We start from the raw sequence: 15887 nt of genomic DNA on the forward strand, positions 1-15887 counted from the left end.
GAGCCGCGGTCCACGCCCGGGAAGACACGGAGGGATGAAGCCTCTCGCGGGAACCCCGCTCGTCGACGTCGAGCCCTGCAGCGCCCGGTGCGCCCGGATCCTGGCCGGGCGTGAGCACATCACGTTGCTGGTCAGCCCGGGAAACCCCTACTTCTCCGCCGCCCGGCTCGCGGCGACGTTCCGGTGGGCGGCCCGGACGGTCAGACGGGTCGACGTCCTGGTCTCCGACCTGGAGATGACCGCCGCGACCTATCTCGCCCGGGGCCGCCCGGAGCATCACGCCTACCGCAGAGCCCGCGCCGACATCAGCCAGATGGCGGCCAGGATCCGGCGCGCCCGCGACACCGCGGGCCGCCCGGACCTGCGCGTCAGCGAGTTCGCCGAGTGGGCGGGCACCGCGGAGTACCGTCGCGGGCTGGCCTACGCCCGCGAGGCCATCGCCGACCCCGCCTATGGGCCGCTCCTGCGCGCGGGGACGCGGGACGCGCTCATGGCCAGGATGCCCCAGGGCTGGGAGCCCACCCCGCAGCAGATCGACATCGGCCTGGTGCACGGCGAGAAGACCCTGCCGTTCATCGTCAACGCGGTCGGGATCCTCGGCGTGAGCGAAACCGTCACCGCCTACAGCCGCCCCACACCCTGCACCCGCTACTTCTTCACCGACGGCGCGAAGTACCGCGCCTTCCCCGGCCAGGGATACGTCGCGCTGCGCGTCCGGGAACCGGATGTACCTAGGACCAACGACGGAGCGTGCCTGGGCACAAGGGCTGATCCGCCCGGCGCGTGATCCGGTGAGACTGGCCCGCATGCCTGTCACGTCCGCCACACGTGTCCGGGGCGAGCGGGCGTTCCTGACGGGGATGTTCGTCGACGCGCTGGGCAGCGGCCTCTACCTTCCGCTCACCCTGCTGTTCATCCACGAGGTCACCGGGCTGTCCATGGCCGTGGTCGGACTCGGTGTGACGGTGGCTGCCGCGGCCGGGCTGGCCGCCAATCCGGTCGCGGGCATCCTGATCGACCGCTTCGACGCGCGCGGCGTGCTGGTGGGAACCTACGTGCTGCGCGCGCTGGCGTTCGCCGCCTATCCGCTCGTGGACGGATTCACCGCGCTGATCATCGTCGCGGCGCTGGTCGCCGTGGGGGACCGGGCCTACTATCCGGCCTCGGCCGGCTATGTCGCGGTCCTGGCCGAGGGGGCGCGGCGCGACCGGCTCTACGCGCTCATGGCCACGGCCCGCAACGTCGCCTTCGGCCTCGGCGGGCTGCTGTCGGCGGGCGCGGTCTCCCTGGCCGGCGGCGCCGGGTTCACGGTCATCGCCGTGGTGAACGCGGCCAGTTTCGTGCTGGCCTCGACCTGCCTGATCCTCTCGGGGCCACGCGTCCAGGCCGCCAGAGACGCCGGACCGCGTGGCGGCTACCGGCGGGTTCTGGGCGATCGGCCGTTCATCGCCCTGGTGGGGGCCGAGCAGGCGTTCACGCTGGCGCACATGATCCTTCCCGTCGCGCTGCCGATCTACGCGGTGACCGTGCTCGGGGCTCCCGCGGCCGTTCTCGGGGTGCTCTACGCGCTCAACACCTTCCTGGCGGCCTCGGGTCAGCTTCTGGTCCGGCGGCTGCAGCGTGCGGCCCGCCGTACGCACTCCCTGGCTTTGGGCGGGGCGGTGCTCATCGCGGCGTGCGGCGCCTACGCCGCGACGGCGCTGCTGCCGCCGGGGCCCGTGCGGATCGGCGGGCTCGTCGCGGCCACGCTCATCCTCACCGTGGGCGAGCTCATGCACACCGTCCCCTCCTGGGGACTGGCCGCGGGCACCGCGCCGCCCGCCATGCGCGGGCGCTACCTGGCGATCTACCAGCTGACCTGGGCGATCGCCGCCGTCGTCGCGCCGGTCGGGTTCTCGGCCCTGCTCACCACGGTCCCGGCGCTGCTGTGGGCGACGCTCGGCGTGCTGCTGGCGGCGGCCGCGCTCACGGTGGTCCGGCTCGCCCGCCGCCTGCCCGCCGAAGCGGTCACGGTCGCGTGATCACGGTACGGCCGGCGCCCCTTCCGGCGGGTTGACGGCCGGTCAGACGGATCTTAACCTCCAGACGCCACAAGCCCCTGGAAGGAGCATCGTGAAGCTTCCTGTCTATGCGGCGACAGCGTTCTCGGCGGCCATAAGCCTCGCCCTGACCTTCGTCCCGGCCTCCGGACTCGGCCACCACAACGGCGGAGTCCAGATCGACGTCACCGAATCCGGCGGGTACTACACCCTGACCGACCCGTTACGTCCAGGCATCTCCTGCGGTATCAACGGCACCATGCCCGTCAAACTGCCGTCCGGCGCCACGATCGGCAACGGACGGCGCAACGACACGGTCACCGCCTGCGTCGACGTCCTGTACGGCGTGCAGCGCATGTGGGACATGCTGCGCGACTGGCTGGGCCGCAACGGCATCAACGGCAGCGGCCGCGGCGCCCCCGCCCGGATCGTGACCGGCACGCCCATCCCCGGCTCCACCGTCGACTTCCCCGGCGGCCAGAGCTTCCCGACCCAGCTGGACCTGGTGGGCCACCAGTACGGCCACGTCGTCTACCAGACCACACCCGGCGGTACCGGCGCGGGCAACGAGAACGGCGGCATCAACGAGGGCGCCGCCGACATCTTCGGCACCCTCACCGAGTGGTACGCGAACAACCACGTCGACCGGCCCGACTACCTGATCGGCGAGGGAGAAGACATGATCGGCGGCGGACCACTCCGCCACACCTACAACCCGAGCCTGGACGGCCACCCCAACTGCTACAGCGCCCAGATCCCGGCCACCGAGGTCCACGCCGCCTCCGGCCCGATGCGCCACTGGTTCTACCTGCTGGCCGAAGGCAGCACGCCCGGCGGCGGGAAACCCTCCAGCCCGATCTGCGCCGGCGGCCCGGCCTCGGTGACCGGCATCGGCCTGGTGAAGGCCGGACGCGTCTTCATGCAGTCCCTCCTGCGCAAGACGTCCGGCTGGCGCTACGTCCACGTCCGTACCGCCTCCGTCATGTCGGCCATCGATCTGTACGGCCCGGCCGATCCGGCCTGCGTCACGGTCAAGGCCGCGTGGGACGCGGTCAGCGTACCGGCCCAGCCAGGCGAGCCCGCCTGCGCGCCACCTCCGGCCCGCTAGGCCCGGCCGCCTCTCGCATCCTCGCCGGCTTGTCCCTCGCGGCGGCCACCGTGCCCAGCACTCCCTCGGCAGCCGGTGGCGAGCCGGCTGAGGTGATCACGTCCGGGCTCCCGGCAGGGCACGGGCGCCGGACTGGCGCGCGGCGGGGTGTCGGGCACGACATACCGCGGCCATACCGCCGGTGTTTAGCATCATCGGCGGTGCTCTGAGCACAGGCGGAGCACGGTGAATTCTCGTTGACTGACAAGGATCGAATTTCATGCGGAAGCTCTCCCCTTCGAAGATGCTCGCCACCGTCGCCGGGGTCTCTGCGGCCTTCGCCGTACTGACGCCGGCCACGCCGGCCACGGCCTCCACCACCACCGCTTCCTCGGCCGTCTCCTCGGCCGGCTGCAAGGAAAAGTGGAGCAAGCTGAACACGAAGGACGGCTTCGTCAGCTACGTCCTGCAGCTCTGCAGCAATGGCTACGGCCTGGCGCGCGGCAGTGTCACGGACACCAAGAAGGACGTCTGGACGGCCGTGGTCGAGGTCTCCTTCAAGAAGAGCAACGGCAGCGAAATCTACGGCGGGTACCAGGAGGCCGGTCGCAACAAGGGCCACAAGAGCTTCAAATGGTCCACGACCCGCACCAACCTCGACCGCATCACGATCAGGGCCAAGCGCTGCCTCCCGGGCACGATCGTGTGCAACAACACCAAGACCTACACGATCTACCCCTGACCTGAAATACATCGCCGGTGGCGCCGGGACGCCTGCCGCCGGGATGGTGACACAGCATGTCGAAGGCCTGATCGCCGGATGGCGGCGACCTGACCTGCCCCGGGCGCACCGGGTCACAAAGCTCCTACTCCCGACCGGCCAGTGGCGTACAGGCCGGCTGCGGGTTCTCTTTCGCGACCCGTCCGCGGTGCTCCGCCAGTGGTCGACGGAGCGGACGAGGTCGTCGTTGATGTGGCCGAGGAACCGGCTCACGTCCCGCAGGCGGGCACCGCCGGGTGGCCTGCTCGTCGTCGCCACGGTCGCCGCCATGGCCACATCCGCGACCGCGGCCGGAGCGGACCGGATCCCCGGCCGGCCCGGCGCGCTCCCCGGCTCATGGTCATACGCCTACGGCACCCGCGACGCCACCCGCATGCTCGTGCAGAACGTCAACGGTGACTGGAAATACCCCGTGGCCTCCTTCACCAAGGTCCTCGAAGCCGAATTCTGCGCCGCCGGACAGCCCTGACATCCGGCCCACCCCACGCCCCTCGGCGTACCGCATGACGATCAACCCTCGGACTCACGGGCCGGTGGCCGTGCTCTCGCGGACGATCAGGCGGTGCGGGGCGCAGAGGTCCTGCGGCGGTTCGGCGCCGGCCGACAGGCGGGTGGCCAGGAGGTTGACCGCGGTCTCGGCGATGTGGGCCTTGTCCGGCGCGATGGTGGTCAGGGTGGGGGTGGAGAAGCGGCCGTCCTCGATGTCGTCGAAGCCGATCAGGGCGACGTCCCGCGGGACCCGCAGGCCGCGCGACAGCAGGGTGCGCAGCGCGCCCAGGGCGAGGGTGTCGTTGAAGCAGAAGACGGCGTCCGGCGGGTCGCCGGTGAGCAGGCGGGCCATGGCTTCCGCGCCGTCGGCACGATGGTAGTCGGCGACGTCGGCGACGGCGTGCTCGGACAGGCCCGCGTCGGACAGGGCGCGGCGGAAGCCGCGCAGGCGCTGTTCCGCCGTGACCGCGCGGGCGGCGCGCTGGGCGCCGATGGCCGCGATGCGGCGGCGGCCGAGGGCGACCAGGTGAGAGGTGGCCAGGTGGGCGGCGGCGACGTTGTCGACGGCGACGTGGTCGAGCGTGCCGCCGCCGATGCGCTCGCCCAGCAGGACCATCGGGGTCTGGTCGGTCCGCGCGCGCAGGTCCTCGGGGGTGAGGGCGAGCGGGCTGAACAGCATGCCGTCGATGAGCTGCGCCCGGATGCCGGACATGACGAGTTGTTCCTTGCGGCGTTCGCCCTGGGTCTGGTCGATGAGGACGGTCCAGCCCCGCAGGTCGGCCACCTCGATCACCTTGGTGGCCAGCTCGGAGAAGTAGGGGATCGACAGATCCGGTACGGCCAGCGCGATCACCCCTGAACGGCCGCTGCGCAGGTTGCGCGCGGACAGGTTGGGCCGGTAGCGCAGCTCGGCGATGGCCGCCTCGACCCGGGAGCGGGTGTCCGGGCTGACGTGGGGGTAGCCGTTGACCACGTTGGAGACGGTCTTGATGGACACGCCCGCGTGTTCGGCGACGTCTTTCAGCCTGGGCCGCATGCCGAGCACTCTATCGCGATTTACAACGATGAAATAGGCCGTTTACAACGTTGCAGACAACGATGTAGAAAGGCTGCCATGGAAGACGCACACCTCAGCCTGGATCCGGCCTTCGAGATCGCCCCCGTCAACCGGCGCCTGTTCGGCTCCTTCGTGGAGCACATGGGCAGGTGCGTCTACACGGGGATCTTCGAGCCCGGTCACCCCAGCGCCACGCCCGAGGGCTTCCGCGGCGACGTGCTGGACCTGACTCGCGAGATGGGCGTCAGCGTGGTGCGCTATCCGGGCGGCAACTTCGTCTCCGGCTACCGCTGGGAGGACGGCGTCGGCCCCGACCGCCCGACCAGGCTCGACCTGGCCTGGCGGCAGATCGAGACGAACCGGTTCGGGCTCCACGAGTTCATGTCCTGGACCGGCAGGGCGGGCGTCGAGCCGATGATGGCCGTCAACCTGGGCACCCGGGGCATCCAGGAAGCCTGCGACCTGCTGGAGTACGCCAACCTGCCGGGCGGCACCCACCTGTCCGACCTGCGGATCAAGCACGGGGCGGCGGAGCCGTACGGGATCAAGCTGTGGTGCCTGGGCAACGAGATGGACGGCCCGTGGCAGATCGGCCACAAGACGGCCACCGAGTACGGCCGGCTGGCCAACGAGACCGCCAAGGCGATGCGGCTGGTCGATCCGGGGGTCGAGCTGGTGCTGTGCGGCAGTTCCAACTCCCAGATGCCCACGTTCGGGGCGTGGGAGTCGACGGTGCTGGAGCACGCCTACGACGCGGTCGACTACATCTCGCTGCACGCCTACTACGAGGAGGACGGTGACCTCGGCAGTTTCCTCGCCGCGGCGGTCGACATGGACCGGTTCATCTCCTCCGTGGTCGCGACCGCCGACCACGTGAAGGCGCGGCTGCGCCGTACCAAGAAGATGATGTTGTCCTTCGACGAGTGGAACGTCTGGAACCAGGCCCGCTACGAGGGCCGTGAGCAGGGAGACTTCGAGGAGGCGCCCGCGCTCATCGAGGACACCTTCACCGCGGCCGACGCCGTCGTGGTCGGCGACTTCCTCATCACGCTGCTGCGCCACTCCGACCGCGTGAGCGTGGCCTGCCAGGCGCAGCTGGCCAACATCATCGCACCCATCCGCACCTCGCCCGGCGGTCCCGCCTGGCGTCAGACGATCTTCCACCCGTTCGCGCTGACCGCCCGCCACGCGCGGGGGACCGTGCTGCGGGTGGAGCCGCGCTCGCCGCTGCTCGACACGGCGAGGTACGGCGAAGCCGCGCAGCTGTCCGCCGTGGCCACCCTCGACGACGAGGGCGTCACGGTGATCGCGGTCAACAGGAGCGCCCACGAGGCCCTGGACCTGACCGCCGACCTGCGCACCCTGGGACGGCTGAGACTCGCGCACACCCACGTGCTGGAGGCCGGGGCCGACCCGCACGCCACCGAAGCGGCCGTCGTGCCGCTCGCCAACGCGCAGCTCGACGGGGCACAGTTGCGCGCCCTGCTCCCGGCTGCGTCCTGGAGCCTGATCCGTCTCACCTTCACCGGAGCTGACCCCGTATGAAACGCCTGCTCGCTCTCGCCGTCGTCACCGCGCTCTCGCTGACCGCCTGCGGATCTACCGATACATCCGGCACATCCGGCGGACAGGTCACGCTCACCTTCTGGAACGGCTACACCGGCCCCGACCGTCCCGCGCTGGAAGGGCTGGTGAAGAAGTTCAACGACACACATCCCGGCATCCGCATCGAGATGAACATCATGACCTGGGACGTGTTGTTCCAGAAGCTGCTGCCCGCCTACACCAGCGGCAACGGCCCCGACCTCGTCGCCTTCGACGACGCCCACATCGGCCGCTTCGCGGCCAAGGGCGTGCTGGCCCCGCTCGACGACTGGTTCACCGCCGAGCGGACGGCCACCCTGGTCAAGCCCGCCGTCGAGGCCACCCTGTTCAAGGGCAAGCACTACGCGGTACCGATGACGTTCACGCCGATCCTCATGTACTACAACAAGAAGCTCTTCAAGGACGCCGGGCTCGACCCCGGCAAGCCTCCGGCCACGTGGCAGGAGTGGCAGTCCGCGCTGAAGAAGCTGACCAAGGACACCAACGGCGACGGCCGCCCCGAGCAGTACGGCACGGCGCTGCCCGACCACCAGACGATCCAGGTCTGGCCGATCCTGCTGTGGGGCAACGGCGGCGACCTGCTCTCGCTCAGCAGCCCGCAGTCGGTGCAGGCGGTCCAGCAGTGGAGCGACCTCGTCGCCAAGGACCGGATCTCGCCCACCGGCCTCGGCGGCGCGGACGCCGACAAGCTCTTCCAGACCGGCAAGGCGGCCACCAACATCACCGGGCCGTGGATGACCACCGGGTTCAAGGAGGCCGGGGTGGACTTCGGCGTCGCCATGGTCCCGGCGGGTCCCGCCGGGGCGGTGACGCTGGCCGGAGCCTCCTCCTTCGTGCTCAACGCCAGGTCCGACGCGGCCAAGCAGAAGGCGGCCAAGGAGTGGTTCACGTTCTGGAACTCCAAGGAGTCGCAGATCGCGTGGTCCAACGGCTCCGGCTTCCCCGGCGTCAGAACCGACGTCACCCCCGAGGACACCAAGGCCAACCCGTACGTGGCGCAGTTCGCGGCCCATTCGGAGAAGGCCCGCGTGCTGCTGCCCGGCCAGGCCGAGTTCCGCAAGATCTACGAGGAGATCTTCGAACCGGCCGTCCAGCGGGTGACCACGGGCAAGGCCCAGGTCCGGCAGGCGCTTGACGAGGCGGCCAAGGAGATCGCGCCGCTTTCCGGCCCATGAGGGCCCGCCGTACGGCGACCGCGTACGCCTTTCTCGCACCGACCCTGATCGTGGCCGGGGTGTTCATGGTCTGGCCCATGCTCCAGTCGCTGGCCGACTCCTTCTACGACAAGTCCATCGGCCCGGGGACCTTCGTCGGGCTCGGCAACTACACCAAGCTGCTCGCCGACCCGGCCTTCCTGGTCGCGCTGCGCAACACGGTGTTCTATGCGGTCGTCGCCACGCCCGTCGCGGTCGCGCTGGCCCTGGGCCTGGCGCTGCTGCTCAACGGCCACGTCAGGGGGCGCGGGTTCTTCCGGTCCGCGCTGTTTTTGCCGTCCGTGGTCTCGCTGGGCGTGGTGGCGATCGCGTGGAAGTTCCTGCTCGATCCGGACATCGGGCTGGTCACGTACTGGCTGCGCGGTCTCGGCGTCGACGTGGGCGACGGCGTGCGGGACGCGGACGTGGCCATGTGGTACCTGATCGGCGTCGGCGTCTGGAAGAACGCCGGCTTCTACATGGTCATGTACCTGGCGGGGCTGCAGACGATCCCGCGGATGTACTACGAGGCCGCCACCATCGACGGCGCCGGTCCGTGGCAGCGCTTCCGCAAGGTGACCTGGCCGCTGCTGGGGCACACCACGATGTTCGTCTTCATCATCGCCGCGATCGCCGCGCTCCAGGTGTTCGACCAGATCTTCGTCATGACCCGCGGCGGGCCGCACTTCGCCACCGAGTCGCTGGTCTACCTCGTCTACCGCAAGGGCCTGCAGGACTTCGAGTTCGGCTACGCCTCGGCCATCGCCTGGGTGCTGGTGCTGATCGTGTTCGTGCTGTCACTGGCGCAGAACGTCTTCTTCAGCCGCCGGGCGGTGAGGTACTAGTGCGAGTCCTGAAATATGGGGCTTTGTTGGTCGGTGCGGCGCTGGTCCTCCTCCCGCTGGTCTGGATGGTCGTGGCGTCGATCACGCCGGAGGCCGCGATCGTCCGCTATCCGCCCTCGCTGCTGCCCGGCGGCTTCACCACCGACCACTACACGCAGATCTGGGAGCGGATCCCCTTCGGCCGGCAGTTCCTCAACACCGTCGTGTTCGCGGGCGGTGTGACGGCGGTGTCGCTGCTGCTGGACTCCCTGGCCGCCTACGCCCTGGCCAGGATGGACTTCCCGGGCAAGAACGCGGTTTTCGTCCTGATCCTGCTCCTGCTGATGATCCCGCCGCAGGTCACGCTGGTGCCGTTGTTCCAGCTGCTCAGCTCCATGGACTGGATCAACACCTACCAGGGGCTGATCGTGCCTCGGGCGACGAACGCGTTCGGCATCTTCTTCCTGCGCCAGTACTTCCTGACCATCCCGCGCGAACTCGACGAGGCAGCCCGCATCGACGGCTCGTCCGAGTTCGGCATCTACCGGAGGGTGATTCTGCCGCTGTCCGGGCCCGCGCTGCTCACGCTGGGCCTGTTCCACTTCATGTACAACTGGAACGACCTGCTCTGGCCGCTGGTGTTCACCACCGAGACCGACATGCAGACGCTGCCCGCGGGGCTGGCGCTGTTCATGGGCGAGCACGTCATCGAGTACGGCCTGCTGATGGCCGGCGCCGTGCTCACCCTCCTGCCGATGGTCGCCGCGTTCCTGCTCGTCCAGCGGCGCTTCATCGAAGGCATCGCAACCACCGGAATGAAGTAGGTACCACCCATGGTGAAGCCCGTCCTTGCCTGCCTAGCCCTTTTATGCGGAAATATCGCCTTAACGACCGCCACGGCCGAAGCCGGCGTCCATGCCGGCGTCAATGCCAACGTCATCTCCGTCGACGCGAGCAAGCCGGTCGGCGTCGTCCAGCCGTCGGTCACCGGCCAGATGATGGAGTGGGCCTCCGACTCCATGAACAACGCCTGGGCCGAGAAGGTCGCCAACCGCTCCCTGGAGACCGAACCCGCCCGCAGTACCCTCTATGACGGCTTCGACGCCGCCGACCGCTCGAAGTGGACCCCCACCAGCCTGGACGGCGCGCCGGCCGGGACGTTCACCGTCTCCGGCGGCACCGCGGCCATCACCGCCGCCCAGCCCGGCCGCTTCGGCATCATGTCCAACCCGGTCCCCGGCAGCCGGTACGCCACGGTCAGCGTGGAGACGAGGATCGTCTCCTCCACGGGCACCAACGCGATCCTCAGCGTCTACGGCGGCTCCGGCGCGTTCACGAACTTCGCCGAGTTCGCCATCGAGGGCGGCGTGCTGAAGGTCCACGCCGACGGCCGCCCCACCTGGACCGGCGGCCCGGCCACCACGCCGTCGGTCCTGCGCGTCGACGTCTCCGGCCGCGACGGCACCGCGCGGACGTTGCGCTTCTTCCACAACGGCACGCTGGTGCACACCCTGACGGGCTTCACCGGCCTGCCCGGTGACTACCGGGCCTTCCTGTACGGCTGGAGCGGCACGGTCACCGCCGACTACCTCGCCCTCACCCCGGACGGCACCTACGACTCCTTCTCCGGAAGCTCCCTGTCACCCCGCTGGACTCCGTCCCGCCTGGAGGGCACGGCCAACGGAACCGTGAGCGTGAGCGGTGGCCGCGCCACCGTGACCGGCGGCGCGCAGTCACGCTACGGCCTGCTGTCCGACCCCATCGCCAACAGTTCCGTGGACTGGACGACGATCGAGACCAGGCTCGACGGCGTCACGGGCACGAACGGCCTCATCAACGTCTACGGCGGCGCCGGCGGCTTCGACCGCTTCATGGAGTTCGGCGTCGAGGGCGGCGTGGCCAGGGTCTTCACCAGTGACGGCACCGGCAACTGGACGGGCGGCGCGGTCACCCTGCCGGCGACGCTGAGCGTGCAGGTCAGCCCGTACTGGTCCAACGGCAGACTGTTCAGGTTCTTCGTCAACGGCGTGCGCGTGCACGAACTGGCCACCCGCACCGACGTCCCCCACCAGGACTTCCGTCTCTTCCTGTACGGCTTCGGCACCTCCACCACCGTCTGGGACGAGGTCAAGGTCGGCCAGGTGCACATGCTCGACCGCTGGGACAACCACTTCGAGGGCGGCGGCGTCTCGGGCGCCTGGACGCCGACCACGCTCGAAGGCGGCTGGGGCAGCGCGGGCGCGGCCAACAGCCAGATGACGATCAACGGGGCGGCCGGAAGCCGCTACGGGCTCATGTCCCAGCCGCTCGTCGAGAGCGACGTTCAGGACTACGCGGTCGAGGCCAAGCTCGACTCCTACACCGGAGTGAACGGCCTGCTCAACCTGTACGCGGGCACCGGACGCGGCGATTTCTCGAAATATCTGGAATTCGGGGTCGAAGCGGGCACCCTGCGCGTCTTCGGCGACGGCGTCACCCCGTGGACCGGCCCGGCGATCTCGCTACCCGTCACCCTGCGCATCGAGGTCGGCGACACGGTCTCCTTCTTCGCCAACGGCCGTCTCGTCCACAGCCTCCCCAAGCCCGCCGTCCTGCGGAACACCGAATACCACGCCTTCCTCTACGGCTACGGCACCAGCGTGACGAAGTGGGACTACCTGACCTGGTGGCGCACCGACAACGCCTGGCGTCCCGACGGCCACACCGACGTGGCCACCTACGAGCGCGAACGCACCGCCGCCAACGGCAGCTACGCCCAGCGCGTCGACGTCCAGCACACCGGCGGGCGCCGAGGGATCAGCCAGGGCGGCCTCGCCGTCACCGCCGGTCGCGCCTACGAGGTCAGCGTCTACCTCAAGCAGAGCGGGCTGAGCGCGCCCGTCACTGTCGCGCTCGGCCCCGACACCGGCGACTCACCGGGCTACACGCCCTACGCCACCGCCAACGTCACCGGCGCCGGGACCTCGTGGTCCAAGCACACGGTCACCCTCACCCCGTCGGTCACCGACCGCTACGCCAAGCTCTTCATCGGTACGGCCGGCACCGGCACCCTCTGGATCGACATGGCCGGAGTCATGCCCAAGGACCCGGCCGAGGTCGTGCACGGCGGCTGGCGCAAGGACTTCGTCGACCGGGTGGCCGCGCTCAACCCGGGCTCGATCCGGTGGCCCGGCGGGATCATCGCCGACAGCTACACCTTCAGCGACGGCATCGGCCCCCGCGACCAGCGCCCGCCCATGTACTACGGGCAGTGGGAGGCCGGGTGGATGACCAACGACGTCGGCACCGACGAGGTGCTCGGCCTCGCCGAGGCGCTGAACATCCCGGTGGTGCTCAACGTCAACTGGGGCCAGGGGACCGCGGCGACCGCGGCCAACTGGGTCGAATACACCAACGGGGCCGCCGGGACCACCTGGGGCGCCAAACGCGGGCGCGCGCCGTACAACGTGAAGACGTGGGAGATCGGGAACGAGGTGTGGGGCTCGTGGACGCCCGGTCACACCAACGCGGCGGCGTTCGCCGCCAGCTACGTGACCTTCCGCGACGCGATGGCCGCCAAGGACGACACGATCACCTTCATCGGCGAGGGCGGTGACGGCACCAACAACGACCAGAGCTGGAACACCACCATGATCGCCAACGCGGGATCCAAGCTCGACCACCTGTCGATCCACTACTACAGCCCGCAGCCACTGCCGCAGGCCTACGACAGCGCGGCCGTCTACGCCGCCTCCGTCGGCGCGCCCGCGGTGATCGGCGACCGCATGGCGACGGTCACCAACACCATCCTCAACGGCACCAGCCGGGACATCAAGATCGCGGTGACCGAGCACAACGCCATGTACTTCAACGAGGAACACCGCAGGTCCAGGACCCTGGAGGGCGCGCTGCAGGAGGCCGGGCTGCTCAACCTGTTCATGCGCAGAAGCGACGTCAACGAGGTGAACGCGGCCTCGACCCTCATGGAGTTCTGGGACGGCAGCGCCATCCGGCTGGGCAACAGAGGCAGCTTCGTCACCCCGACGTACCTGGTGCAGAAGCTGATCGCCGACCGCCACGGGCCACTGCTGCTGCCCACCACGGTCACCGGTCCCACCTACAACGCCCCCGCCATGGGCAACCTGCCCGCCCGCAACGGCGTGCCGATGCTCGACGTCACCTCCACCCGATCGGCGGACGGCTCCAAGCTCTACGTGTCGGTCGTCAACCGTGACCCGTCGGCCGCGCAGGCGGCGACGATCAACCTCGCGGGCGCGGGAACGGTCGGCTCGACCGCCACCGTCTCGACGGTCGGCTCGCCCGGCTACCTCGACCGCAACACCTGGCGGCAGCCGACCGCCATCCAGACCACGACCACCACGACCACCAGCGTGAACGCCCACACCTTCCCGGCGCACTCGTTCACCGTGCTGACGTTCGACATCACGGCGCCCGCCGTCGCGGCACCCGTGATCGTCGGCAGGGTGACCAAGACCGACGGCACCCCGATCGCCGGCGCCACGGTCACCGCGGGCGGCCCCGGCGTCGTCACCGACGCCTCGGGCCACTACCGGCTGCCCGCCGCCGCCGGCGTCCGCGACCTGACGGTGTCGGCGTCCGGCTACACCACCTATGTCCGCACGGCGGTGGAGGTGTCGGCACTGGGCGCGAGCCCCTTGCCCGTCCGCCTCACCCCTTAGCCACGGACACCGGCGCCCCCGCGGTTTCCCGCGGGGGCGCATACCATTCGCTGGTGATCTTAAGCGTCCTCCTCTTCTTGGTGGCACCGGGCTTCTTCGTGGGGCTGCTGTGCGGGTCGGTCTTCCTGGCCTCGGAAGCGGCCCGGCGAGAGCATCTCAGGTCACGCTTCCTGCTCTCGCGGGTGGCCGGGCGGGCACCGGAACCCGGTCGGGGCGGACGCTGCTGCGAGCAGGCGGCGGCCCGGCCGTGACGCCGCGGCTGCTCGCCGCGGGGCGCGCGGGATGGAGCGCGCTGTGCGGAGTGGTGCCGGGGGCCGCCGCCGGGTGTGGCATCGGATGGTTGCTGGCCTGGCCGATGACCACACCCTACGACGAGGACGACATCCTGCTACGGGTGTCCTTCGGGACTCCGTGGTGGGTGATCGCCGCTCTGGCCATCGGGCTGCCGGTGCTCGCCGGGGCGATCGCGGCGTTGCCCAAGCACCGGGCGAGCCCGGCTCCGAAGGCCCGTCACCCCGCCGGCTCGATGACGTAGCGGCGGGGGGCGACGGCGTCCGGGTAGCCGGGCAGCAGGTCGAGACAGGCCCGGTGCGCCTGGCCCGGGGTGATGGCCGTGCCGGTGACGAGGTGGCAGGTGAACGCGCCGTCCCCGTCGAGCGTGACGCTCGCCGTACCGCCGGGCACCGCGCGTTCGACCAGCCGCCGGACGGCTTCCGGCCGTACCCATGACGTGCCGGAACGCACCCACTCCGGCCCGTACGGCATCGCCGCCACCCCGGTCACCGCCGTGATCTCGGCGACGTCCACCACCCGATCGCCCGCCGCCGTCAGCAGCCTGACCAGCCCCGCCCCGAACGCCTCCGCCTCTTCCCCGGACAGCGCCGCGGGATTGACCCACAGGGTCAGGTCGAGCACGGTGTCGAGCCGGTTGATCCAGAGGGAGAGGTTGGCCGGCAGCGCCGCCTCGGGCAGCCAGGTCAGCTCGGGTTCGTCGACCGGGTCCTCCTCGTCGTCGGGCGGCACCTGGGCGCTCATGTCGTTGAAGACGCAGTCCCTGGCGTACCGGGTGCCGCGTTCGGCGTCCATGGCGTGGATCGCCTCCCACAGCGCCTCGGAGTCGAACCGGCTGCGCTGGTACCCGGCGAGCGCGGCCACCCGGAAGCGGGCGATCAGCTCGTCGAACGTCGCGGCGCGCAGATCGGTCACGACCAGGGCGTCCTGGGCCAGCGGGCCGATGTGCGTCCGCAGCCTGGGATGGGCGCGGTTGCTCGACAGGGACGCCAGCAGGCAGGTCGGCTGGGCCGTACGGTGGCCGACGAGGGTGCCGAGCGCGGCCATCACGATCATCGAGGGGCTGGCCCCGGTCCTGGCGGCGGCACGTTCCAGGCAGGGCATGACGGCGGCCGAGCGGACACGCAGCCGCGCCACCATGGCGTGCTCGGTGTCGAAGGCGATCGGGAACATCGTCTGCGGCGACCTGGCCAGGCCGGTACGCCAGTGTTCGACAGCCGCCTCGGCGCGGCGCAGCGCCGCCGGGGTGCGTTCGCTGTCGGCCAGGTCGATGGGCTGGGTCGGTTCCGGTCCGGGCAACGGCCGGCCGTGCAGGAGTGTCTCCCATTCGTGTAGCAGGTGGGCGAGGCTGATGGCGTCCACGGCGGTGTGCGGGAGCACGAAGACCGCCAGGCGTGGCTCGGCCTCCGTGCAGATCACCGCCATGCGCAACGGAAACTCGCCTTCGAGGTCGAAGCGCGGGGCGCGCAGGAGGACGCCGGCCTCCTCGGCGGCGCGCATCGGCGGACCGCCGTGGTCGGGGACGACCACGACCTCCAGCGCGCCCTTGCCGTGCACGTGCTGTGTGCCGGCGGAGAAGGTCGTGCGCAGGCCCTCGTGCCGCGACAGCAGCGCGAGGGTGGCGTCGGCGATCCGGTCGAGACCGGTCCGCCGTGGCACGCGCTTGATCATCAGGAAGTTCATGTGCTCGGGAGGATCCCGGCGCACGCAGCGCGCCATGTTCGCCTGGCCCATGGTCAGCGCGCCCTGCCGGTCCGGCAGGTCATCGAAGTGCACGATCAGATTCAACGGAGCCCGTCCATTGTCCACGTCCACTGGAGCTGTGTAGCATCACGCTAACAA

At 70.3% G+C, this 15887-nt stretch carries 14 protein-coding genes; 12 read left to right on the forward strand and 2 right to left on the reverse strand.

Annotated elements, in window-relative coordinates; genetic code table 11:
* Positions 1-34: 34 nt before the first annotated feature.
* The 5 genes from ACIBKY_RS25060 to ACIBKY_RS25080 all read left to right on the forward strand — a co-directional run bounded on the left by ACIBKY_RS25060 (position 35) and on the right by ACIBKY_RS25080 (position 4376).
* Entirely contained in the window at positions 35-787 is a 753-nt protein-coding gene (locus tag ACIBKY_RS25060; protein ID WP_397099914.1) for a tRNA-dependent cyclodipeptide synthase, read from the forward strand.
* Between the two features lie 19 nt (positions 788-806).
* Complete coding sequence (locus tag ACIBKY_RS25065; protein WP_397099916.1) at positions 807-2021, forward strand: MFS transporter; 1215 nt, start codon at positions 807-809, stop codon at positions 2019-2021.
* A 91-nt stretch (positions 2022-2112) separates the two neighbouring features.
* Positions 2113-3147, forward strand: a complete 1035-nt coding sequence (locus ACIBKY_RS25070; RefSeq protein WP_397099918.1) for a M4 family metallopeptidase — start codon at positions 2113-2115, stop codon at positions 3145-3147.
* 259 nt (positions 3148-3406) lie between these two features.
* Positions 3407-3868: a hypothetical protein gene (locus ACIBKY_RS25075; protein ID WP_397099920.1), complete on the forward strand. Its 462-nt coding sequence runs from the start codon at positions 3407-3409 to the stop codon at positions 3866-3868.
* A 307-nt stretch (positions 3869-4175) separates the two neighbouring features.
* Positions 4176-4376, forward strand: a complete 201-nt coding sequence (locus ACIBKY_RS25080; RefSeq protein WP_397099921.1) for a hypothetical protein — start codon at positions 4176-4178, stop codon at positions 4374-4376.
* A 54-nt stretch (positions 4377-4430) separates the two neighbouring features.
* On the opposite strand, the gene ACIBKY_RS25085 is transcribed toward ACIBKY_RS25080, so the two are convergent.
* On the reverse strand, positions 4431-5432 hold the full coding sequence (locus ACIBKY_RS25085) for a LacI family DNA-binding transcriptional regulator (RefSeq protein WP_397099923.1): 1002 nt from the start codon (positions 5430-5432) through the stop codon (positions 4431-4433).
* A gap of 78 nt (positions 5433-5510) precedes the next feature.
* Between ACIBKY_RS25085 and ACIBKY_RS25090 the strand changes: the two genes are divergently transcribed.
* The 7 genes from ACIBKY_RS25090 to ACIBKY_RS25120 are packed head-to-tail and all read left to right on the forward strand — an operon-like array spanning position 5511 to position 14289.
* Positions 5511-6998: an alpha-N-arabinofuranosidase gene (locus tag ACIBKY_RS25090; protein WP_397099925.1), complete on the forward strand. Its 1488-nt coding sequence runs from the start codon at positions 5511-5513 to the stop codon at positions 6996-6998.
* Positions 6995-8233, forward strand: coding sequence for an ABC transporter substrate-binding protein (locus ACIBKY_RS25095; RefSeq protein ID WP_397099927.1), 1239 nt, complete (start codon positions 6995-6997; stop codon positions 8231-8233). The genes ACIBKY_RS25090 and ACIBKY_RS25095 overlap by 4 nt, the downstream gene beginning before the upstream one ends.
* Positions 8230-9096, forward strand: coding sequence for a carbohydrate ABC transporter permease (locus tag ACIBKY_RS25100; protein WP_397099929.1), 867 nt, complete (start codon positions 8230-8232; stop codon positions 9094-9096). Before ACIBKY_RS25095 ends, ACIBKY_RS25100 begins: the two co-directional genes overlap by 4 nt.
* 23 nt (positions 9097-9119) lie before the next feature.
* A complete protein-coding gene (locus ACIBKY_RS25105) occupies positions 9120-9899 on the forward strand; it encodes a carbohydrate ABC transporter permease (protein ID WP_397099931.1) in 780 nt (259 codons plus the stop codon).
* Positions 9900-9908: 9 nt separating this feature from the next.
* Entirely contained in the window at positions 9909-13754 is a 3846-nt protein-coding gene (locus tag ACIBKY_RS25110; protein WP_397099933.1) for an alpha-L-arabinofuranosidase C-terminal domain-containing protein, read from the forward strand.
* A gap of 53 nt (positions 13755-13807) precedes the next feature.
* Complete coding sequence (locus ACIBKY_RS25115) at positions 13808-14005, forward strand: hypothetical protein (protein ID WP_397099935.1); 198 nt, start codon at positions 13808-13810, stop codon at positions 14003-14005.
* Positions 14002-14289, forward strand: coding sequence for a hypothetical protein (locus ACIBKY_RS25120; RefSeq protein ID WP_397099937.1), 288 nt, complete (start codon positions 14002-14004; stop codon positions 14287-14289). Before ACIBKY_RS25115 ends, ACIBKY_RS25120 begins: the two co-directional genes overlap by 4 nt.
* Here the strand turns inward: ACIBKY_RS25120 and ACIBKY_RS25125 are convergent.
* Entirely contained in the window at positions 14265-15821 is a 1557-nt protein-coding gene (locus tag ACIBKY_RS25125; RefSeq protein ID WP_397099939.1) for a condensation domain-containing protein, read from the reverse strand. The genes ACIBKY_RS25120 and ACIBKY_RS25125 overlap by 25 nt on opposite strands.
* Positions 15822-15887 lie beyond the last annotated feature (66 nt).

Source organism: Nonomuraea sp. NPDC050394, from assembly GCF_044459065.1.
Lineage (GTDB): Bacteria > Actinomycetota > Actinomycetes > Streptosporangiales > Streptosporangiaceae > Nonomuraea.

Coding starts and splice junctions, on each gene's coding strand:
- ACIBKY_RS25060 (WP_397099914.1), top strand. CDS start 35: ATGAAGCCTCTCGCGGGAACCCCGCTCGTCGACGTCGAGCCCTGCAGC.
- ACIBKY_RS25065 (WP_397099916.1), top strand. CDS start 807: ATGCCTGTCACGTCCGCCACACGTGTCCGGGGCGAGCGGGCGTTCCTG.
- ACIBKY_RS25075 (WP_397099920.1), top strand. CDS start 3,407: ATGCGGAAGCTCTCCCCTTCGAAGATGCTCGCCACCGTCGCCGGGGTC.
- ACIBKY_RS25080 (WP_397099921.1), top strand. CDS start 4,176: ATGGCCACATCCGCGACCGCGGCCGGAGCGGACCGGATCCCCGGCCGG.
- ACIBKY_RS25085 (WP_397099923.1), bottom strand. CDS start 5,432: ATGCGGCCCAGGCTGAAAGACGTCGCCGAACACGCGGGCGTGTCCATC.
- ACIBKY_RS25090 (WP_397099925.1), top strand. CDS start 5,511: ATGGAAGACGCACACCTCAGCCTGGATCCGGCCTTCGAGATCGCCCCC.
- ACIBKY_RS25095 (WP_397099927.1), top strand. CDS start 6,995: ATGAAACGCCTGCTCGCTCTCGCCGTCGTCACCGCGCTCTCGCTGACC.
- ACIBKY_RS25100 (WP_397099929.1), top strand. CDS start 8,230: ATGAGGGCCCGCCGTACGGCGACCGCGTACGCCTTTCTCGCACCGACC.
- ACIBKY_RS25110 (WP_397099933.1), top strand. CDS start 9,909: ATGGTGAAGCCCGTCCTTGCCTGCCTAGCCCTTTTATGCGGAAATATC.